General features: G+C 66.7%; 18 protein-coding genes. 10 read left to right on the top strand and 8 right to left on the bottom strand.

Translation table 11 applies throughout. The features are described from left to right. The first annotated feature begins 38 nt into the window (after positions 1 to 38). On the top strand, positions 39 to 1,535 hold the full coding sequence (locus C9412_RS03865) for an aldehyde dehydrogenase (protein ID WP_107230387.1): 1,497 nt from the start codon (positions 39 to 41) through the stop codon (positions 1,533 to 1,535). Positions 1,536 to 1,766: 231 nt separating this feature from the next. Continuing rightward, the gene (locus tag C9412_RS03870) at positions 1,767 to 3,068 is read left to right on the top strand and encodes an MFS transporter (protein WP_107230388.1); all 1,302 of its coding nucleotides are present in this window, start codon (positions 1,767 to 1,769) and stop codon (positions 3,066 to 3,068) included. Here C9412_RS03870 and C9412_RS03875 read toward each other — a convergent pair. Both C9412_RS03875 and C9412_RS03880 read right to left on the bottom strand, forming a co-directional pair. Further along, the gene (locus C9412_RS03875) at positions 3,049 to 3,510 is read right to left on the bottom strand and encodes a bacteriohemerythrin (RefSeq protein WP_053509854.1); all 462 of its coding nucleotides are present in this window, start codon (positions 3,508 to 3,510) and stop codon (positions 3,049 to 3,051) included. The genes C9412_RS03870 and C9412_RS03875 overlap by 20 nt on opposite strands. Positions 3,511 to 3,595: 85 nt before the next feature. Then, complete coding sequence (locus C9412_RS03880; RefSeq protein WP_107230389.1) at positions 3,596 to 4,939, bottom strand: diguanylate cyclase; 1,344 nt, start codon at positions 4,937 to 4,939, stop codon at positions 3,596 to 3,598. A gap of 201 nt (positions 4,940 to 5,140) precedes the next feature. On the opposite strand from C9412_RS03880, the gene C9412_RS03885 reads away from it, so the two are divergent. Continuing rightward, positions 5,141 to 5,527, top strand: a complete 387-nt coding sequence (locus C9412_RS03885) for a hypothetical protein (protein ID WP_258189968.1) — start codon at positions 5,141 to 5,143, stop codon at positions 5,525 to 5,527. 112 nt (positions 5,528 to 5,639) lie between these two features. On the opposite strand, the gene C9412_RS03890 is transcribed toward C9412_RS03885, so the two are convergent. After that, a complete protein-coding gene (locus C9412_RS03890; RefSeq protein WP_258189969.1) occupies positions 5,640 to 7,250 on the bottom strand; it encodes an MASE1 domain-containing protein in 1,611 nt (536 codons plus the stop codon). 213 nt (positions 7,251 to 7,463) lie between these two features. Next, positions 7,464 to 8,741 carry an FAD-binding oxidoreductase gene (locus tag C9412_RS03895; protein ID WP_107230392.1) on the bottom strand — a complete coding sequence of 426 codons (1,278 nt, stop codon included), beginning with the start codon at positions 8,739 to 8,741 and terminating at the stop codon, positions 7,464 to 7,466. Positions 8,742 to 8,901: 160 nt separating this feature from the next. On the opposite strand from C9412_RS03895, the gene C9412_RS03900 reads away from it, so the two are divergent. The 7 genes from C9412_RS03900 (at position 8,902) to C9412_RS03930 (ending at position 16,872) form a co-directional block, all read left to right on the top strand. Then, complete coding sequence (locus C9412_RS03900; protein ID WP_107230393.1) at positions 8,902 to 9,663, top strand: gamma-glutamyl-gamma-aminobutyrate hydrolase family protein; 762 nt, start codon at positions 8,902 to 8,904, stop codon at positions 9,661 to 9,663. Further along, positions 9,660 to 11,057, top strand: a complete 1,398-nt coding sequence (locus tag C9412_RS03905) for a glutamine synthetase family protein (protein ID WP_107230394.1) — start codon at positions 9,660 to 9,662, stop codon at positions 11,055 to 11,057. Before C9412_RS03900 ends, C9412_RS03905 begins: the two co-directional genes overlap by 4 nt. A gap of 91 nt (positions 11,058 to 11,148) precedes the next feature. Beyond that, on the top strand, positions 11,149 to 12,258 hold the full coding sequence (locus tag C9412_RS03910) for a polyamine ABC transporter substrate-binding protein (RefSeq protein WP_107230395.1): 1,110 nt from the start codon (positions 11,149 to 11,151) through the stop codon (positions 12,256 to 12,258). A 278-nt stretch (positions 12,259 to 12,536) separates the two neighbouring features. After that, complete coding sequence (gene potA / locus C9412_RS03915; RefSeq protein ID WP_107230396.1) at positions 12,537 to 13,673, top strand: polyamine ABC transporter ATP-binding protein; 1,137 nt, start codon at positions 12,537 to 12,539, stop codon at positions 13,671 to 13,673. After that, on the top strand, positions 13,670 to 14,602 hold the full coding sequence (locus C9412_RS03920; RefSeq protein WP_107230397.1) for an ABC transporter permease subunit: 933 nt from the start codon (positions 13,670 to 13,672) through the stop codon (positions 14,600 to 14,602). Before potA ends, C9412_RS03920 begins: the two co-directional genes overlap by 4 nt. After that, positions 14,599 to 15,441 (top strand): ABC transporter permease subunit, encoded by an 843-nt coding sequence (locus C9412_RS03925; protein ID WP_106550353.1) that lies wholly within the window; start codon positions 14,599 to 14,601, stop codon positions 15,439 to 15,441. The genes C9412_RS03920 and C9412_RS03925 overlap by 4 nt, the downstream gene beginning before the upstream one ends. 66 nt (positions 15,442 to 15,507) lie before the next feature. Continuing rightward, positions 15,508 to 16,872, top strand: coding sequence for an NAD-dependent succinate-semialdehyde dehydrogenase (locus C9412_RS03930; protein ID WP_107230398.1), 1,365 nt, complete (start codon positions 15,508 to 15,510; stop codon positions 16,870 to 16,872). 138 nt (positions 16,873 to 17,010) lie between these two features. On the opposite strand, the gene C9412_RS03935 is transcribed toward C9412_RS03930, so the two are convergent. From C9412_RS03935 to C9412_RS03950, 4 genes are all read right to left on the bottom strand, one after another. After that, positions 17,011 to 18,033, bottom strand: a complete 1,023-nt coding sequence (locus tag C9412_RS03935; RefSeq protein ID WP_107230399.1) for a magnesium and cobalt transport protein CorA — start codon at positions 18,031 to 18,033, stop codon at positions 17,011 to 17,013. Between the two features lie 6 nt (positions 18,034 to 18,039). After that, positions 18,040 to 19,293, bottom strand: a complete 1,254-nt coding sequence (locus tag C9412_RS03940; RefSeq protein ID WP_107230400.1) for a DUF4105 domain-containing protein — start codon at positions 19,291 to 19,293, stop codon at positions 18,040 to 18,042. After that, entirely contained in the window at positions 19,290 to 20,171 is an 882-nt protein-coding gene (locus C9412_RS03945) for a transporter associated domain-containing protein (RefSeq protein ID WP_107230401.1), read from the bottom strand. The genes C9412_RS03940 and C9412_RS03945 overlap by 4 nt, the downstream gene beginning before the upstream one ends. Before the next feature lie 64 nt (positions 20,172 to 20,235). Then, on the bottom strand, positions 20,236 to 20,805 hold the full coding sequence (locus tag C9412_RS03950; RefSeq protein WP_107230402.1) for a hypothetical protein: 570 nt from the start codon (positions 20,803 to 20,805) through the stop codon (positions 20,236 to 20,238). Positions 20,806 to 20,838: the final 33 nt, after the last annotated feature.

Raw genomic sequence — 20,838 nt, forward strand, 5'->3', positions numbered from 1 at the left:
GCCGGTATAACCGGGGACACTGTTCCGAGGAGCCTGACATGGCCGACTTCCCCGACCGCAGCCACTGGCAGGCGCTGTCCCAGCGCCTTTCGATGCCGGGCCAGGCCTTCATCGATGGCCGCTACACCGACGCCGCCAGCGGCGCACGCTTCGACTGCATCAGCCCGATCGATGGACGGATACTGGCGGCGGTCGCCGACTGCGACGCGCAGGATGTGGAACGCGCGGTGCTGGCCGCGCGGCACGCCTTCGAGGCCGGCCACTGGTCGCAAGCGAGCCCGGCCCATCGCAAGCGCGTGCTGCTGGCGCTGGCGGCGCTGGTGGAAAAGCATGCCGACGAGCTGGCCCTGCTGGAAACCCTGGACATGGGCAAGCCGGTGCGCGACGCCCGCCGCATCGACCTGCCCGGCGTGGTGCGCTGCCTGGCCTGGACCGCCGAGGCGGTGGACAAGCTGTACGGCGAGATCGCACCCACCGGTCCGCATGAACTGGGCCTGGTCACGCGCGAGGCGGCCGGCGTGGTGGCCGCGATCGTGCCGTGGAATTTCCCGCTGCTGATGGCCTGCTGGAAGATCGCGCCGGCGCTGGCGATGGGCAATTCGGTGGTGCTCAAACCCTCCGAGCGCTCGCCCTTGAGTGCGCTGCGGCTGGCGGCGCTGGCCGCCGAGGCCGGCCTGCCGGACGGCGTGCTGAACGTGCTGCCCGGCCACGGCGCGCGCGTCGGCGAGCCCTTGGCGCTGCACATGGATGTGGACGTGCTGGCCTTCACCGGCTCTACGGCCACTGGCGCGAAGCTGCTGGCGTACGCGGGCCGGTCCAATCTGAAGCGGGTCTGGCTGGAATGCGGTGGCAAGAGCCCGCACCTGGTGTTTGCCGACGCGCCGGATCTGGACGCGGCGGCCAAGGGCGTGGCGCAGGGCATCTTCTTCAACCAGGGTGAAGTCTGTACCGCCGGTTCGCGGCTGCTGGTGCAGCGCTCGATCCGTGAGGACTTCGTGCGCCAGGTGGTTGCCTACGGCCAGCACATGCAGCCTCGTCATCCGCTGGACGCCGATGCGCCGATGGGGGCGCTGGTCGACGCCGCGCACGCGGACAAGGTGCTGGCCGACATCGCCCGCGCCGAGGGCGAGGGTGCCCGCCTGCTGCTGGGCGGCCACCGGGCCGAGGTGGAGGCTGGCGGCTGCTACGTGCAACCTACGGTGTTCGACCAGGTGCGGCCGGAGCAGGCGCTGGCGCGCGAGGAGGTGTTCGGCCCGGTGCTGGCGGTGCTCGGCTTCGATGACGAGGCCGAGGCGGTACGTCTGGCCAACGACAGCCGTTATGGGCTGGCGGCAGGGCTGTGGACGCGCGATCTCGGCCGCGCCCATCGGGTTGCGCGCCAGCTGCGCGCCGGTAGTGTGTGGGTGAACGGCTGGGACGGTGGCGATATGACCGCGCCATTCGGCGGTTACAAGCAGTCCGGCAACGGTCGCGACAAATCGCTGCACGCGTTCGACAAGTACAGCGAGATCAAGGCCACCTGGATCCAGCTCTAGCCGCGCCCGGTTCTGCGCTGTTCCGTAGCGTCGAGCTTGCTCGACGGCTGTCTGCACATTTGTAGAGCCGAGCCATGCTCGGCTGCACCTCGCGAAAGGCCGTCGAGCAAGCTCGACGCTACGGAAGGGCGCCCGCCACCTTCGTCGGCATCGGTGTCGGCTGAAACCATTGGCCCGTGTGGCCACCGGCCCGTGGCAGAATCGAACGATCCACCGTTGCCCGTACTGCCGATGTCGACGATCACCGCTGCCGCGCCACCCGTGAATTCCCCCCGTCGTGTCCTGCTGGCCAGCCTGATCGGCACCACCATCGAATTCTTCGATTTCTACATCTACGCCACGGCGGCGGTGCTGGTGTTCCCGCACCTGTTCTTCCCGGACAGCAGCGAACAGGCGGCGCTGCTGCAGTCACTGGCAACCTTCGCGGTGGCCTTCATCGCCCGCCCGGTCGGCTCGGCGGTGTTCGGGCACTTCGGCGACCGCATCGGCCGCAAGGCCACCCTGGTCGCCGCGCTGCTGACCATGGGCCTGTCCACGGTACTGATCGGCCTGCTGCCGACCCACGCGCAGATCGGCCTGTGGGCGCCGGCGCTGCTGGCGCTGTGCCGTTTCGGGCAGGGCTTGGGGCTGGGCGGCGAGTGGGGCGGTGCGGTGTTGCTGGCCACCGAGAACGCGCCGCCGGGCAAGCGCGCCTGGTATGGCATGTTTCCGCAGCTGGGCGCGCCCATCGGCTTCCTGCTGTCGGCCGGCATCTTCCTGCTGCTGGGGCGCTACCTGAGCCAGGACGACTTCCTGCAGTGGGGCTGGCGCATTCCGTTCGTGGCCAGCGCGCTGCTGGTCGGCCTTGGCCTGTGGGTGCGCCTGAACATCCACGAGACCCCCGACTTCAAGCAGGCGCTGGAACGCAAGGCGCCGGTGCGGCTGCCGATGTGGACGGTACTGCGCGATCATCCGGTGCCGATGCTGCTGGGCACGCTCGGCGCGTTCGCCACGTTCGTGCTGTTCTACCTGATGACGGTGTTCAGTCTCGGCCATGGCACCGCCGTGCTCGGCTACAGCCGCGAGCAGTTCCTGCTGATGCAGATGGCCGGCATGCTGTTCTTCGCGCTGGGCATCCCGCTGTCGGCGCGCTATGGCGACCGCTGGGGCACGCGCCGTACGATGATCGTCGCCAGCGTGCTGATCATCGGCTTCGGCGTGCTGTTCGCGCCGCTGTTCCAGCCGCACAGTCCGTGGCTGGTCACCGCCTTCCTGTGCCTGGGGTTGTTCCTGATGGGCCTGACCTACGGCCCCTGCGGTACCTTCCTGGCCGAGATCTATCCGGTGGAAGTGCGCTATACCGGTGCCTCGTTGTCATTCAACCTGGCCGGCATCCTCGGTGCGGCGCCGGCACCGTACCTGGCTACCTGGCTGGCCGAGCGCTTCGGTCTGGTCGCGGTCGGTTACTACCTGTGCCTGACCGCGGTGGCGACCCTGTGCGCGCTGGTGGCCCTGCACCGGCGCGCGCTGCGGCTCAACCAAAGAAGCGCTTGAGCGTGCGCCCCAGCCAACCGCCGCCCTGGTGTTCGCGGGCGAACTGGTTCAGGTGCGCCTTGACCTGCTCGGCGTAAGCCTGGTCGTCGCCGCGGATGTGGTTGAACAGCCAGCGCGAGAGCATGGTGCGCAGCTCGTCGCTGATGTCCTCGCCGGCCTGGAAGCGCAGCCGGTACTCGGCCACGCGCTTGATGAAGACCTCATGCACGCGCTTGTGCGCGGCACAGAACGGGTAGCCCGCTTCCTCCATCAGTTCTTCCTCGAACGCGAAGTGCGACATGGTGTAGTCCACCACCTCGTCGATCACCTCGCCCACCGCCGCACGCTGCAGGCTGGCCTGGGCCACGTGCAGGTGGTTGAGCATCTCGATGATGCGGCGGTGTTGTTGATCGATCACATCGATGCCGATGTTCAGATCGTCCTGCCAGACCAGTAGTGCCATCCCCGGCGCCCCTTCATGCGTATGTCGGGGCCGACTGTAGAGCCGCCAACCGCAGGCGGCGTTGATCTGGATCAAAGCGCGGCAATCAGGTCAGCGCAGGCTCGCGCGGGCGCAACGGGCTGGCCACCGTGGTGCAGCTGACCCGGTTGCGGCCGCCGGCCTTGGCCAGGTACAGCTGGCGGTCGGCTTCGGAGATCAGCCGGTGCAGCGCATCGCGCTGCGGGCGCAGGCAGCACAGGCCGATGCTGACGGTCATGCGCAGGGTGGCGGTGCCGATGTCCACCTCCAGCGCGGCGATGCGCTGGCGCAGTTCCTCGAAGTACAGCAAGGCCTCGTCCTGCTCCATGTCCGGCACCAGCAGGCAGAATTCCTCGCCGCCGAAGCGCGCGATCAGGTCCTGGCTGCGTGCATGGGCGGCCACCGCGCCGGCCACGGCGCGCAACGCATCGTCGCCGGCCTCGTGGCCGTAGGTATCGTTGATGTGCTTGAAGTGGTCGATGTCGATCATCGCCACCGCCACGCACTGGCCATGCAGCTGCAGCTGCGGCAGTTGGCGCTGGCTCTGCTCCAGGAAGCAGCGGCGGTTGGGCAGGCCGGTGAGGAAATCACGGGTGGCCAGATCCTGCAGGGTGCCGATCAGCTCCAGCTGATCCACGTTCTGTGAAACGCGGCAGAAGAATTCCTCCCGTGAGAACGGCTTGCGCAGGAAGTCGTTGGCGCCGTTCTTCAGGAAGCGCGGGATCAGCGAGGCATCGGTGTTGCCGGAAATGCCGATCACCGCGACCTTGTCGCGCGAGCGCAGGGTGCGCAGGCGGCGGGTGAACTCCACGCCCTGCATGCCCGGCATTTCCTGATCGACCACCGCCAGGCGGATCGCCGGGTGGGCTTCGATCGCGGCCAGGCCCTCGTTGCCATCGGCGGCTTCATGTACTTCATGGCCGTACATGCGCAGCAGAGCGGCGGCATAGCCGCGCGCGGACGGCGAGTCATCCACCACCAGCGCGGCGATGCGCCGGTTGCGCTCCAGCCGCTGCACCAGCCATACCAGGTAATCGATGCTGCCAGGGGTGTTCTTCAGTACGTAATCGATGATCTGCTGCTGCAGCACGCGCTTGCGCAGGTCCTCGTCATAGACGCTGCTGACCACCACGGTCGGCAGGCCACGCTTGAGGAAGAACTCCACCACCGCGTCGCGGTCGCCGTCAGCCAGCACCAGTCCGGTCAGCACCAGGAACCAGCCGCCGCCTTCGCTCAGCAGACGGTCGGCCTCGGCCAGGGTGGGGGCAACCACGACCGGCAGCTCCAGGCGCTGTTCGATCGCCTCGCGCAGCATGCCGGTGAACGCGCGGGAGTTTTCGACCAGCAGGATCCGCTGTGGCAGTGGATCGGCGAGGTCGCCATCGACGGCGGCCTGCGGCAGCACGGGCATGATGCGGTGGCTCACGAGGGAGGGGCTCGGCACGGATAACGGCGGTTTCGGGTGAAACTTTAGGACGAAAACGTCCGTGCTCGTTGTCTGGCCTATTGCCAGACGAGAAGCGGTTAGTATCTGCTTGAGGTTCTCGACGTCAACTTCGACCTGGAGGTCACTGTGCGATTTTCATGTTTTGGTACGGCTGCTGGATTTCTGATGCTTGCCGCTGCCCCGGCAATCGCGGGCGGTCCGTCGGATTTTCACGGAAAGCCATTGGCTACGGCTGGGTTGGGGCAGGCCAGTCCGGCTGCGATCAATCTCAGCCAGGATCCCAGCTGGCAGCTGTATGGATTCCAGCGTGACGGCATCACCTATTTGCAGGTAAACGACCTCCTCGGAAACGTGCAGCTGATCATCGGCAATGCAGGGGGGGCCTACTGGGTGCTGCCAGCAGGCAACAGCGCGGCCCGGGTTTCGCTGCCCCAGCAGCAGATCCAGATACCGGCAGGCGCCAGCCGCTCGCAGATCTACAGCGGCAGTGATTTCTCGCTGGTGCGTTACCGTAGTGGCGGCGAGGTTATCTGGTCGCTTGAAACACCGTAAAAACGGTGAAGTCCGCAGCGGCGTCGGGATTTCCTGCGCCGCTGCGCTTGCCGCGATGGACGCGGCAAGCGGGTAGTTGTGGCAAGGCAAGCCTTTTGGTGGGCCCCGGCCATCAGGTCTGGGTCTGCGAGCTTCCGTGCCCGAAGGTCGTCACGTGATCCATGGCGTTGAACGATGCCATGCCGTTGTCGGCGGAGTCACCCGTTTCCATCATCGCCATGCGTATCCGATTCCGATGGCACTGCACTGTTCCACCATAGGCAATCGTCCGGCCAGCCAAGCGCTCGACCGTGGCCGTGACCGTGGATGGCGACAGGCTGCGGTATGAATCCAACAGTGCAACCGTCATCAGGATGCCGCGGCGCTCTCCTGTCCGGCCGCATCGCACGCGGATACTGATCTGGCCTGATTCACTGTTGATCAGCAGCGAAACGGCTTCGGTGAGGGCGCGATAGGCCGCCAGCTGCAGGCCGACACTGAGCTGGCAGGGGTCGCCAAGCAAGCGAGGGCGCATCACGCGATGGCTCAGGTCCCAGGTCTTGCGTACGCCGCCGGCCTGTAGAGCGACGTAGAGCCCAAGATGCTCCAATGCTGCGGGGTAGACCATGCTGGTCTGTTCACGAAATTGTCGCGAATGGACCGAAGCCATGTGCAGGAGACTGTTCGCTATCGTGGGATGGCCCTGTGCATTGAGCCAGTTCACTACCTCGCTGAGAGAGGTGTCGATGCCGTCCCCCAGCCTCCTCAGGTGCCGCGCGCGCTCACGGAGATCAAGTTCGCTTGCCACCAATGAATTGCGCGCGTGCTTGAGTGCATCTCTTTCACCCACTTCGCCCAATCGCGAACGGTGGTAGTAATGGGTGATGCGCGAACCCAACACCAGGAGTGCCGCGCCGGTGACCGCCATGATCTGCTGGGTCGCGAAGGCGGCTGGATCGAACGCACCTGTGTGGGGGCTTGGTGTGGTCAGGCCAATGATCAAGTTCAGCGACGGCACGCCGATCGCCGCGCCTCGCCAGCCATACAGGCAGGTGAGCACAACGACCGGCAGCGCCATCAGCAGCTGCATCGACGTTTTGGCGTTGGCTTCGTCCAAGGGCAGCTGTGAGGCGTACAGGCCAATCACCGCCATCAGCATCAGGGCAGCCAGTGCAGGCGGGGCGAAGCCCGATCTCCATCGGGTGTTGTTGGACCGTCGCGTCCACAGCAATGCAAGCGGTGCAAGGGTCAGAATGCCGATGAAGTCGCCAACAACCAGACGCGCGATGCTAGCAAGCACCGGCATCTCCGGTGGTGTCGGCCACAGAAGGTGTGCCAGCATCAGATTGAGCGCCGTGACCACCACCGCCGAAGCGGCCGCGACTGAAATCAGCCACGCATTTTTCGTGGTCACCATCATCTTCCGGTGCAGATGTACGATCAGCATCACGGCAGGCATCAGCAGTGCCGAACCAAGCACTATCCAGGTCAGTCCATACTTCCCGATCATCGGTACGCGCATCTGCGCAAAGTAGGCGTATTCGCCCAATAGCAGGTACGGCCACCATCGAGGGGGGAACAACAGTACTGCAGCCACGCGGACGCCAGCGGGCAGATAGAACTGGTCGAGCGACAACTGGCGAGACGCCCAGCACGCGATGGCGTACAACAGCGCAAGGACCAGCCCCGCCGGGCGGATACGCAACTTCAACTGCAGGCCTTCATTCCACCAGTTCAATCGCACTTCTCCCTCTAGTACGTTCCCTGTCAGTATCCATTCGCCGCGGGACCCGGTTCTGAAGGACGGTATCGGCATGAAATGGATAATGCAATTGCCGATGCGATCTGCTGATCAAGTGAGAATTCCGTCACGCCCTTCTCCATGGGGGCTCTTCACATGCTGTGAAGGACCCGGAAATGCCGATTCTTCGGAATCTGTCCTTGTCAGCTCACCGTTTCACCACAACGCATCCCGCAGCTTGTACCACGACATCGCCGCCACCAGCAGTGGCGTGCGCAGCAGCCGCCCCCCCGGGAACGGCGCATGGCGCAGGCGCTGGAACACGTCCAGGCGCTCGCTCTGGCCGGCGATGGCGGCGGCGATGACTTCGCCGGCCAGACCGGCAGCGGCCACGCCATGGCCGGAGAACCCCTGCGCGAAGTACAGGTTGCCGTCCAGCCGGCCCCAGTGCGGGGCGCGGTTGCGGGTGATGTCCACATAGCCGCCCCAGACCTGTTCCAGCGGCACGTCGGCCAGCCGCGGGAACACCTGGTGCATGCGCCGCTGCATCACCCCGCGCAGGCCCGGCGGTGGCAGCGCCGAGTAGCTGGCGCGGCCGCCGAACAGCAGGCGGTGGTCGTGGCTGAGGCGGAAATAGTCCAGTGCCCAGGCGGTATCGGCTACGGCCATGTCGTTGCCGATCAGGGCACGGGCGCGCTCGGCACCCAATGGCGCGCTGGCACCGATATAGGTGCCGACCGGCATGATCCGCCGTTCCAGCTCGGGCAACAGCCCCTGCAGCCAGGCGTTGCCGGCCACCACCAGCTGCTCGGCGCGCACGCTGCCCTGCGCGGTGCGCAGAGTGGGGCGGGGGCCACGCTGCACGCGCACCACTGCGGAGTTCTCATGGATGACCACGCCGGCCGCACGTGCGGCGTCGGCCAGCCCGCGGGCATAGGCCAGCGGGTGCAGGTGGGCGCTGAGCGGATCGAACATCGCCGCCCGGTAGCGCGGGCTGTCCAGCTGCGCGCGCAGGGCATCACGGTCCCACCACTGCATGGGGTAATCGTAGTGGCGCTGCAGGTGCTCGCAGTTGGCGCGCAGGTCACGCTCGTGGCGCTCGCGTATGGCGACGCTGGCATGGCCTTCCACCCAATGGCAGTCGATGCGGTGGCGGTCGATGCGTGTACGCATCGCCTGCACCGCGTCACGTGACCAGTCAAACAGATGGCGTGCATCCTCGCGGCCAAGCTGGCGCTCCAGTTCGTCCACCTCGCAGCCATAGCCGACCAGTGCCTGGCCGCCGTTGCGGCCGGACGCCCCCCAGCCGATCCGCTGCGCCTCCAGCACCACCACGCGGCGCCCGCGTGCGGCCAGTTCCAGTGCGGCGGTCAGGCCGGTGTAACCGGCACCCAGCACGGCCACATCGGCCTGCACATCGCCGCGAAGTGCGGGCAGCGCAGGCGGTTCGGGCAGGCTGGCGGCGTACCAGCTGGGGGGGAAGGCGGCACTCACTGCGGGCCTCGCGGGCGCAGGGCAACGGGGCAGGGCGGGGCGGGACGATCAGCGTTCACGTGCCTAGTTTCGCCGATGGGTGACGGCCGTGGTGTGACGGCGACGACTTGTCGCCGTCGCACGCCGACGGGTAACGTGTCCACACGCCAAGGAGCTCTCCATGCGTCGCCTGCCCTGGGTGGGCCTGCCCACCGACAGCACCGTGCTCGGCCATCACCGCTTCGCGGTGGCCGGCGAAAAGTACGTGCGTGCGCTGGTCGAGGCGGCCGAAGTCACCCCGGTGATACTGCCGAGCCTGCAACCACCGCTGCCACCCGCCGACTGGCTGCACGGCCTCGATGGCCTGCTGCTGACCGGTGCGGTCAGCAACATCGAGCCGCAGCACTACGAAGGCGGTCGCAGCTGGCCGGGCAACCCGCATGACCCGGCCCGCGATGCCACGGCCTTTGCACTGCTGCACGAGGCATTGGCGCTGGATCTGCCGGTGCTGGCGATCTGCCGCGGCTTCCAGGAATTGAACGTCGCGCTGGGCGGCACCCTGCATCCGCAGGTGCACGCGGTGCCGGGCCTGTCGGACCATCGCGAGGACGCGCAGGCGCCGGTGGAGGTGCAGTACGGCCCGGCGCATCCGGTCACCCTGGCCGCCGAGGGCTGGCTGGCGCAGTGGGCGGGCAGCGACCGCGCGCAGGTCAATTCCGTGCACGGGCAAGGCATCGCGCGCCTCGCGCCGGGGCTGCACGGCGAGGCCTGGGCCGAGGACGGGCTGGTCGAGGCGGCACGCAGCCTGCACCATCGGTTCGTGCTCGGCGTACAGTGGCATCCTGAGTGGCGTGTCATGCACGCGCCGTTCTATCACGCTATTTTCCGTGCATTCGGCCAAGCTTGCCGACAGCACCAACAGAACCGACTGGATTCCCGATGAGTTCCCGAACGCGCCCGCGCAAGACGGCCACGCCCCCCGCACCGCAGGAAAGCAGCCTGCTGCGCTGGCTGAAGGAGCGGCGCATCACCGAGGTCGAATGCCTGGTGCCGGACATCACCGGCAACGCGCGCGGCAAGATCATTCCGGCCGACAAGTTCTCGCACGATTACGGCACGCGGTTGCCCGAAGGCATTTTCGCCACCACCGTCACCGGTGAATTCCCCGATGACTATTACGAGCTGACCTCGCCGTCGGACTCGGACATGATGCTGCGCCCGGACCCTGACACCGTGCGCATGGTGCCCTGGGCGGCCGATGCCACCGCGCAGGTCATCCATGACTGCTACACCAAGCATGGCGAGCCGCACGAACTGGCGCCGCGCAACGTGCTGCGCCGCGTGCTGGCCGGATATGCCGAACTGGGCCTGCGCCCGGTGGTGGCGCCGGAGCTGGAATTCTTCCTGGTGCAGAAGAACACCGACCCGGATTTCCCGCTGCTGCCGCCGGCCGGCCGCTCGGGTCGCCCGGAAACCGCGCGGCAGTCGTACTCGATCGATGCGGTCAACGAATTCGACCCGATCCTGGACCTGATGTACGACTACGCCGATGCGATGAAGCTGGACGTGGACACGCTGATCCATGAATCCGGCGCGGCGCAGCTGGAGGTCAACTTCACCCATGCCGACGCCATGGATCTGGCCGACCAGGTGTTCCTGTTCAAGCGCACCATGCGCGAGGCGGCGATGCGCCATGGTGTGTATGCCACCTTCCTGGCCAAGCCGATGGAGAACGAGCCGGGCAGCGCCATGCACATCCACCAGAGCCTGGTGCGGGTGAGCGACGGCAGCAACGTGTTTGCCGGCGAAACCGATGCCGAAGGCGAGTTCAGCCCGGTGTTCGGCCATTACCTGGGCGGGCTGCAGAAGTACGCACCGCAGGCGATGGCGTTCTTCGCGCCGAACGTGAATTCCTACCGCCGGCTGGTGTTCGGCGAGGTCTCGCCGAGCAACGTGCACTGGGGCTTCGACAACCGCACCTGTGGCCTGCGCGTACCACTGGATACGCCGGAAAATATGCGCGTGGAGAGCCGTTTCGCCGGTTCCGACGCCAACCCGTACCTGGCGATGGCCGCGACCCTGGCCTGCGGCCTGCTCGGTATCCGCGAGCGTCTGGCGCCGGATGCGCCGGTGACCGGCAGTGCCAAGGAGCTGGGCTACAACCTGCCGCGCTCGCTGGGCGAGGCGCTGGACGGGCTGGAGCAGTGCAGCGAGCTGCAGGCGCTGTTGGGCGAGCGCTTCTGCCGGGCCTACATCTCGGTCAAGCGCAAGGAATATGAGACCTTTTTCCGTGTCATCAGCTCGTGGGAGCGCGAGTTCCTGCTGCTGAACGTCTGAGCATCCGGAATAGAAAAATCCGCCGCCGGGGGGTAGGCTGGCACCCGTCGCCGGCCCCGCCGGCCCCCCTTCCCGCATTCTGGAGCACCCGATGAAGCTGCGTATCCTCACGCTCGGCCTGGCCTCCGCCATGCTCGCCGCCTGCAGCGGTGGCAACGGCGGCGCGCAGGACAGCCAGGTCCTGAACGTCTACAACTACAGCGATTACATCGCCGAGGACACCATTCCGACCTTCGAGAAGGAAAGCGGGATCAAGGTGACCTACGATGTGTTCGACAGCGATGAGATGGTCGAGACCAAGCTGCTGGCCGGCAACAGCGGCTACGACGTGGTGGTGCCGACGCTGAACTTCTTCGGGCGCCAGATCCAGGCCGGCGTGTTCCTGCCGCTGGACAAGAGCAAGATCCCGAACCTGGCCAATCTCGATCCGGCGGTGATGAAGCGCATCGCCACCCAGGACCCGGGCAACCAGTACGGCGTGCCGTACATGATCGGCACCACCGGCATCGGCTACAACGTGGACATGCTGAAGCAGCGCTTCGGCGGCAGCGCCGACATCGCCAACAGCTGGGACCTGGTGTTCAAGCCGGAGAACATCAGCAAGATGAAGGACTGTGGCGTGACCATCCTGGACACGCCGGCGGACATGATCCCGATCGCGCTGCATTACCTGGGCCTGGATCCGCACAGTGGCGACCCGGCCGAACTGCAGAAGGCCGCCGACCTGCTGAAGTCGATCCGCCCGTACGTGCAGAACTTCCACTCCTCGCAGTACGTCGGCTCGCTGGCCAACGGCGGCACCTGCCTGGTGGTGGGCTGGTCGGGTGACATCATCCAGGCCCGCGACCGTGCCGAGGAAGCCAGCAATGGCGTGCACGTGGCCTATTCGATCCCGAAGGAAGGCGCCCCGCAGTGGTTCGACATGCTGGCGATCCCCAAGGATGCCAAGCATCCGGAGGCGGCCTACCAGTTCATCAACTACCTGCTGCAGCCGAAGGTCGCTGCGGCCAACACCAACTTCATCCACTACGCCAACCCGGTGCCGACCGCGACCCCGCTGGTGGATGAGGCGATCCGTACCGACCCGACCATCTACCCGCCGGCTGATGTGGCCGAGAAGATGTTCACCTACTCGATCAATACGCCGGAGACCGACAAGCTCTACACCCGGCTGTGGACCGAGGTGAAGACCGGCAGGTGAGGGGAGGTGCCGACCGTAGGTCGGCATGCCTTCCCGGCAGGGCCTCGACCCGGTAGGTGCCGACCGTTGGTCGGCACGCTTTCCCGGCAGGGCCCCGACCCGGTAGGTGCCGACCGTGGGTCGGCACGCTTTCCGGCAGGGCCGACCAACGGTCGGCCCCCACCCGATCTGCCAATTCCCGCTTGCCCCGGTGGGTGCCGACCGTTGGTCGGCACGCATTTGCCGCCCCCGGCCGGTAGAATGGCGACCGCTGTCCACCGCCCGCTCCCGGAGCCCCCATGCCCGTTGAAGCCCAGCCGGTAGCCACCGTCGTCGACACGACCGGTGCGCCCGGCTATCTCTCCATTCGTGACCTGCGCAAGGAATTCGACGGTTTCGTCGCCGTCGACGACGTCAACCTGGACGTGCGCAAGGGCGAGATCTTTGCCTTGCTCGGCGGCTCCGGCAGCGGTAAATCGACCCTGCTGCGTTGCCTCGGCGGCTTCGAGACGCCCACCAAGGGCAGCATCACCCTCGATGGCCAGCGCCTGGACGCGCTGCCGCCGTACCAGCGGCCGGTCAACATGATGTTCCAGTCCTATGCCCTGTTCCCGCACATGACGGTCGAGCAGAACATCGCCTTCGGGCTGAAGCAGGATGGCCTGGGCAAGGACGCGATCAGCAAGCGCGTCGGCGAGATGCTGGAGCTGGTGCAGATGGGCCACCTGGGCAAGCGCAAGCCGCACCAGCTGTCCGGCGGCCAGCAGCAGCGCGTGGCGCTGGCGCGGTCGCTGGCCAAGGGGCCCAAGCTGCTGCTGCTGGACGAGCCGATGGGCGCGCTGGACAAGAAGCTGCGCTCGCAGATGCAGCTGGAACTGGTCAGCATCATCGAATCGTCGGGCGTGACCTGCGTGATGGTCACCCACGACCAGGAAGAAGCGATGACCATGGCCACCCGCATCGCGGTGATGGATGCCGGCTGGATCCAGCAGGTCGGCAAGCCCGACGAGGTCTACGAGCAGCCGGCCAACCGCTTCGTCGCCGAGTTCATCGGCTCGGTCAACCTGTTCGACGGGGTGATCGACGAGGACCTGCCCGAGTACGTGACCGTGCGCTCGCCGCTGTTCCCGGCGCCGATCTACATCGCCCACGGCATCACCGGTTATGAAGGGCAGCCGGTCGCGTTCGCGCTGCGCCCGGAGAAGGTGATGATCGGCAAGGACGAGCCGGAAGGGCACACCAACAAGGCCCAGGGCGTGATCGAGGACATCGCCTATTTCGGCAGCCACTCGGTCTACCACGTGCGCCTGCCCAGCGGCGCCAAGGTGCTGGCCAACTTCGCCAACTCGCAGCGCTGGGCCAGCGATGGCCTGACCTGGGGCGACAACGTCTGGGTGCACTGGCGCGACAACGACGGCGTGGTGCTCACCTCATGAGCATCGCCGGCCTGAAGCGCTGGCTGCCGGGGCTGCGTGCCACGGTGATCGGCATTCCGTACCTGTGGCTGCTGCTGTTCTTCGCAGTGCCGTTCCTGATCGTGCTGATGATCAGTTTCTCGCACAGCCGGGTCGGCTCGCCGCCGTACACCTGGCTGCTGCAGTATGTAGACGGCGCGTTCTCGCTGAAGCTGAACCTGGAAAACTACCTGGCGCTGTTCCGCGATTCGATCTACGCGCAGGCGTTCCTGAGCTCGATCAAGATCGCGGCGATCTCCACCTTCCTGACCCTGCTGATCGGCTACCCGATGGCCTATGCCATCGCCCGCCTGTCACCGGCCGCGCGCAACGTGGCGATGATGCTGGTGGTGCTGCCGTCGTGGACCTCGTTCCTGATCCGTGTGTACGCCTGGAAGGCGATCCTGGACCGCAACGGCCTGCTCGACCAGTTCCTGCAGTTCACCGGCCTGCAATCGCTGATGACCAGCCTGGGCCTGCCCAAGCTGCAGCTGATCGATACGCCGACCGCAGCCTACATCGGCATCGTCTATTGCTACCTGCCGTTCATGGTGCTGCCGCTGTACGCCAACCTGGTCAAGCATGACCACCGCCTGCTGGAAGCGGCCTACGACCTCGGCGCCAAACCGTGGCAGGCGTTCCTGCGCATCACCCTGCCGCTGTCCAAGGCCGGCATCATCGCCGGCTGCATGCTGGTGATGATCCCGGCCATCGGTGAATTCGTGATCCCGGAAATGCTGGGTGGCTCGGAGACGCTGATGGTCGGCCGCCAGCTGTGGAACGAGTTCTTCAACAACCGCAACTGGCCGGGTGCCTCGGCGATGGCGGTGGCGATGATCCTGCTGCTGCTTGTGCCGATCCTGCTGTTCAACCGTTCCCAGCAGCGTCTGCTGGAAGGAAAGCAGGCATGAGCCCGCGTACTGCCAAGGGTCTGGGGCTGGGCGTGCTGCTGCTCGGCTTCGCCTTCCTGTACCTGCCGATCCTGCTGCTGATGTTCTACTCGTTCAACAGCTCGCGGCTGGCGATGGTCTGGGCCGGGTTCTCCACCCGCGCCTACAGCGACCTGTTCGCCGACCGTGCGTTGATGGACGCGATGTGGACCAGCCTGGTGGTGGCGTTCTGGACCGCCTGTACCGCCACCGTGCTGGGCACGCTGGCCGCGATGGTGATGACCCGTTTCAAGCGTTTCCGCGGCAAGCCGTTGTTCGGCGCGCTGGTCACTGCACCGCTGGTGATGCCGGATGTCATCCTCGGTTTCTCGCTGATGGCGTTGCTGGCCTCGATGGGCGCGATTCCCGGCTTCCCAGCACGTGGTCTGGCCACCATCTGGATCGCACACGTCACCTTCACCCTGTGCTTCGTCACCGTGGTGGTGTCTTCGCGCCTGCAGGAAATGGACCTCTCGCTGGAGGAAGCGGCGATGGACCTGGGCGCGAGCCGGTTGACCGTATTCGGCCGCATCACTCTGCCGATCATCGCCCCGGCGCTGGTGGCGGGTTGGCTGCTGGCCTTCACCCTGTCGCTGGATGACGTGGTGGTGGCCAGCTTCGTCGCCACACCGGGCTCGACCACGCTGCCGATGAAGGTGTTCGCTTCGGTGCGCATGGGCATCAGCCCGAAGATCAACGCATTGGCCACGCTGCTGGTGTCGGCGGTGTCGATTGCCGCAGTGATTGGCTGGTACATCAATGCGCGAGCGGAAAAGCGCCGCCAGCGCGACCTGCAGCTGGCGCGGCAGGACAACGGCTGACGCCGCAGCCACATCCGGCTCACGGTCGGCAGCGCACAATGGGGGTCACCCTGATGGAGACCCCCCATGACCGTCGAGATCGTCGACCCGGCCAGCGGCCAGGTGACCTACCGCCATGAACTGATGGGCGCTGCCGACATCGAGCAGCGCCTGCAGGCCGCCGCCGATGCCTTCCCCGACTGGGCCGCGCGTTCGTTGCAGGAACGCGGCGTGATCCTGCGCCAGATCGCCGAACAGCTGCGCACGCGCCGTGACGACCTGCAGCAGGCGATGACCCACGAGATGGGCAAGCTCAAGGCCGAAGCGCTGGCCGAAGTGGACAAGTGTGCGGCGGCCTGCGAGTACTACGCCGATCATGCCGCCGACTATCTCAAGCCGCAGCTGATCGATACCGAGGCGCAGCGCAGCTACGTGCGCTACGAGCCGATCGGCTGCGTGTTCGCGGTGATGCCCTGGAATTTTCCGGTCTGGCAGGTGTTCCGCTTCCTCGCCCCGGCGTTCATGGCCGGCAACGTGGCCCTGCTCAAGCACGCCAGCAATGTGCCGCAGTGTGCCGACCTGATCCTGGCCGTGTGCCGTGACGGTGGCCTGCCCGACGGAGTGTTCGACGTGCTGCACATCGACAACGACCAGGCCGCCGACGTGCTGCGCGATGCACGGGTGAAGGCGGTGACGCTGACCGGCAGCGAGCGGGCAGGGCGCTCGATTGCCTCCAATGCCGGCAGCCAGTTGAAGAAGTCGGTCATGGAGCTCGGCGGCAGCGATGCCTTCGTGGTCCTTGACGATGCCGACCTCGACAAGACCGTCGGCGCTGCGGTGAAGTCACGCTTCGACAACAGCGGGCAGACCTGCATCGCCGCCAAGCGCTTCATCGTGGTCGAGGCGTTGGCCGATGAATTCACCCGTCGCTTTGTCGCGGCGGCGGGCGAGCGCCAGTATGGTGATCCCGATGTGCGCGGCACCACGCTGGCACCGATGGCCCGGGCCGATCTGCGCGAGGAACTGCACAAGCAGGTGCAGGCCAGCGTGGCCAAGGGCGCGCGCGTGCTGATCGGCGGTGAACCGATCGCCGGGACCCATGCCGGCTATCCGGCCACGGTGCTCGATCAGGTCGGCCCGGGCATGCCGGCCTACGACGAGGAACTGTTCGGGCCGGTGGCGGCGATCATCCGGGTCAAGGACGAAGCCGAGGCCCTGCGCGTGGCCAATGACACCCGCTTCGGCCTGGGCGGCAGCGTGTGGACCGGCGACCCGGTGCGTGGCGAACGCTTCGCCCAGGGCATGGAGTGCGGCGCGGCCTTCGTCAATGCCATCGTCAAGAGTGACGCGCGGCTGCCGTTCGGCGGCAGCAAGCAGTCCGGTTTCGGCCGCGAACTGGCCGAGCATGGCATCCATGAGTTCATGAACATCAAGACCATCTACGTGGCTTGATGCGGAACGGTAGTGCCGGCCGCTGGCCGGCATTGCCGGGTTGCCGGCCAGCGGCCGGCACTACCAGGTTTTGTGCCACGACCAACGGTCGTGGCCGCCCCCCGTGCCTGGTGGGTATCGACCGTTGGTCGATACGCCCTACAACCACTTCGCGCGCTTGAACAACCGGTACAGGCCCACACACACGCCGCCCACGCCGACGATCATCAGCGGGTACGCCCAGGGTTGGCTCAGCTCCGGCATGTGGCTGAAGTTCATGCCATACCAGCTGGTGATCAGCGTCGGCGCGGCCAGCAGCGCGGCCCACGCACCCAGCCGCTTTACCGTCTCGCCCTGTGCCAGCGTCACCAGCGACAGGTTCACGCTCAGTGCCGTGCCCAGCATCTCGCGCAGGGTATCGATCACGTCGCTGATGCGCACCGCATGGTCGTGCACATCGCGCACATACAGCTTCACCTCGTCCGGGATCAGATCGCCCTGATAGCGCCGGATCTGCGCCAGCACGTCCTGCAGGGGCGCCACCGCCATGCGCATCTTGTTCAGTTCGCGCTTGAGTTCATACAGCCGCACCACCGTGCTGCGCTTGTAGTTGTCGGCGAAGATGTCCTTTTCCAGCAGGTCCAGGGTGTCGCGGAAGCGGTGCACGATCGGCAGGTAGTTGTCGACGACAAAGTCGGTGACCGCGTACAGGCAGTACGACGGGCCCATCTTCAACAGTTGCGGTTCGCGCTCGACGCGCGCACGCACAGGCGCGTAGGACAGCGAGGCACCATGGCGCACCGTCACCAGGAAACGCGGGCCGAGGAAGGCGTGGGTTTCACCGTACTGGATGCGTTCGTCGACCATCTGCGCCGTGGTCACCACCACGAACAGCGAGTTGCCGTAGGTCTCGACCTTGGGCCGCTGGTGCGCGTTGCGCGCATCCTCGATGGCCAGGTCGTGCAGGCAGAATTCCTCCTGCAGTTTCAGCAGTACATCGTCGTTGGGGTCGTACAGGCCGACCCAGACGAAGCCGTTGCCACTGGCGATGACATCGCTGATGGCATCCAGGCTGATGTCGTGGCGTCTGCCTTCGTCATCGTAGTGGACGCAGTTGATGACGCAGGTCGGGTTGGCCGAAGCGGGGGCCGAAGCAGTGGCGGGCAATGACATGCCCGCCATCGTGCGTCAGTGGCGTGTTTCGGACAAGTGAGGATGGCGCCCCAGCACCCAGGCCAACGCCACGTGGATCGGCAGCAGCAGCACGATCCACTGCACGTTGTACTGTGCCTGCAGGCTCAGCCAGTGCAGCACCAGCGCGGCCACGGCCTGCACCGCCAGCAGCCACAGCACGATCCTGAACATGCGCCCCGGCACGCGCCGGCGCAGCAGGGCGATGGCCCCCGGCAGCAGCAGCACCGCCAGCGGCGAAAGCAGCAGCAGGTTGCGGTTGGCCCAGGCCGCGTAGTGGATGCTGAAGCCCCACAGGAACACCAGCAGGCCGCCGGCAACGGTGCAGAACAGCCAGAACGGCAGCGCCAGCCCGGCCAGCAGGCGCGGACGCCGGCGCAGCGCCAGCACACCGGCGGCGACGGCCAGACCCAGCAGCAGCCAGGGCCACCAGCGGCGTGCAGTTTCCTTCGGTTCCGGATCGATGCGGTGCGGCAGCAGTTCCTGCTCGGACTGCACCAGCGGCCGGCCATCACTGTTGCGCGCCTGGCGCAGTGCATCGGCCAGGCGCATCGGTACGAACGCTTCCTGCCAGCGCGACAGCGGCTGGTCGGCGAACGGCCCCAGGCCAAGGTCGAAGCCCAGCCACATCCACGGTGCCGGCGAGGCCAGGCGCACCGACTCGCTGCGGTAGGTGTTGCCGCGCGAACGCCCGGCCAGCTGCGACTTCAGGCCGCCACCCAGCGCCTTGTCCACGGTGTCGCGCACCATCGTGGCGCAGTTGGCGGTGTAGTAGTCGTAGTGGTAGCGCGCGTTTTCCGGCTTCGCGCGTTCGGCCAGATCGGCGGCCATCGCCCGCGCCTGGTCCGGGCGCAGGTCCAGCCACTGCACGCTGGCGCCGCGGCCGGTCTCGTCGTAGTACGACAGGTCCTGCTGCAACGGCAGCGCGACCAGGTAATACATCATCTCCCCGCGCACGAAGCGGCCGATGAAGTCGTCCTCGGACGGATCGAAGTAGCCGAAGTTGTACGAAGTCGCCTGGCCACTGACCGGATCGAGCACGACGATGGCGTCGTGGCCGAAGCGTTCGAAGAACACCGTGCCCGGCTGCATGGTCACCACGCCGATCCGCGGGGCGGGGGCCTCAGTGCCGGCAGGCGCCGCAGCGCCAGACGGGGCCGCCGCCGGCTGCGCGAAGGCGGCCAGCGGCAGGGCCATGGCCAGCACGCACAATGCCAGCCAGAGGGTCGAGATCAGGCCGCGGCGCTTCAAGCGTCGTCCTGCGCGTCCGGCGGCAGCACGGTCACGTGGAAGGCCTGCACCCGGCGCGCATCGGCGCGGGCGACGCGGAACATGAAGCGGTCCAGTGCCAGCTCGTCGCCGACTTCCGGCAGATGGCCCACGGCCTCGGTGACCAGGCCGCCGATGGTGTCGTAGTCCTCATCGGAGAAGCTGGCCCCGAAGCGTTCGTTGAAGTCGCCGATCGGGGTCAGCGCATCGACCACGTACTGGCCGTCGGACTGGATGGCGATCTGCGCCGACGGATCCTCGGCCTCGTCATGCTCGTCGTCGATCTCGCCGACGATCTGCTCCAGCACGTCCTCGATGGTGACCAGGCCGGCAACACCGCCGTACTCGTCGACCACGATGGCCATGTGGTTGCGCGACAGGCGGAATTCCTTCAGCAGCACGTTGAGCTTCTTGGCTTCGGGAATCAGCACCGCCGGGCGCAGCAGCTCACGCACGTTGGCCGGCCCGTTGTCGGCCACCACGCCGCGCAGCAGGTCCTTGGCCAGCAGGATGCCAAGGATGTCGTCCTTGTTCTCGCCGTGCACCGGGAAGCGCGAATGGCCGGATTCGACCACCTGCTTCATCAGTTCCAGGAAGGGCGCCTCGACCGGCAGCGAGACCATCTGCGAGCGCGAGATCATCACGTCGCCCACGGTCAGCTCGGCCACCGAAATGGCGCCTTCCATCATCTTCAGGGTATCGGCGGCGATCAGACCCTCTTCCTGCGCGGTGTGCAGGACAGCGACCAGCTCGTCGCGGGTATGGGGTTCGCCGGAGAAGGCCGAGGTCAGGCGTTCAAGCCAGCCGCGCTTCTTTTCACTGGGCTCCTGTGCGGAGCTACTACTGTCGTCTTCTGACATCTCTGGAAAAAGGGCACCCGGCAAGCCGGGCGTTGGGCCCAGTCTAGCAGGATGTGGCGCCCTGTCAGTGACCGTCGCTGCCTGGGCCGGTGATCGGCGGTGGGGCCAGTTCAGGCCGGGCGGGGGCTTCTTCTTCGGGCAGGTCCAGGCTGTAGGTGCAGCCGGCCAGGGTCTTGCCGGGGTGGGAGGCCACGGTGGAGACGCTGAGGATGATCGACTCGATCTGGGCCTCGCCGGTCTTCGGGTCGGTCACGTCGCGGCTGACCAGCTCGCGTCCGGCCATGAACTTGCCATCCTGGTCGTAGCCGGTCTCCAGCCCCAGCCGCTTGGCCAGCGGGCGTGGGTCGGCCTGGTCGAGGATCGCCATGACGCTGGACCCGGCCACGGCCACATGCTCGGTGCGGGCACCGAACACGCTGATCGGCTGCGCCAGCCGGTACTCGCTCATGAACTGGTTGCCCTGCGGCAGCGGCTGCAGGCCCTGGGCCACGGCCTTGAGCGGGTCGGCCAGCAGGGGCGCCAGCGCGGCCTGGTCGGCCACGCCCTGGCGGCATTCGATCAGGGCCGGCAGATCAAGCGCAGCGGCGGGGGCGGACACGGCAAGCAGCAGGGGCAGGGCAGTACGCAGCAGCACGAAAGGGTTTCCGTTGTAGAGCCGAGCGCAGGT

This window comes from Stenotrophomonas sp. Nf1, from assembly GCF_003028475.1.
Taxonomy (GTDB): Bacteria; Pseudomonadota; Gammaproteobacteria; order Xanthomonadales; family Xanthomonadaceae; genus Stenotrophomonas.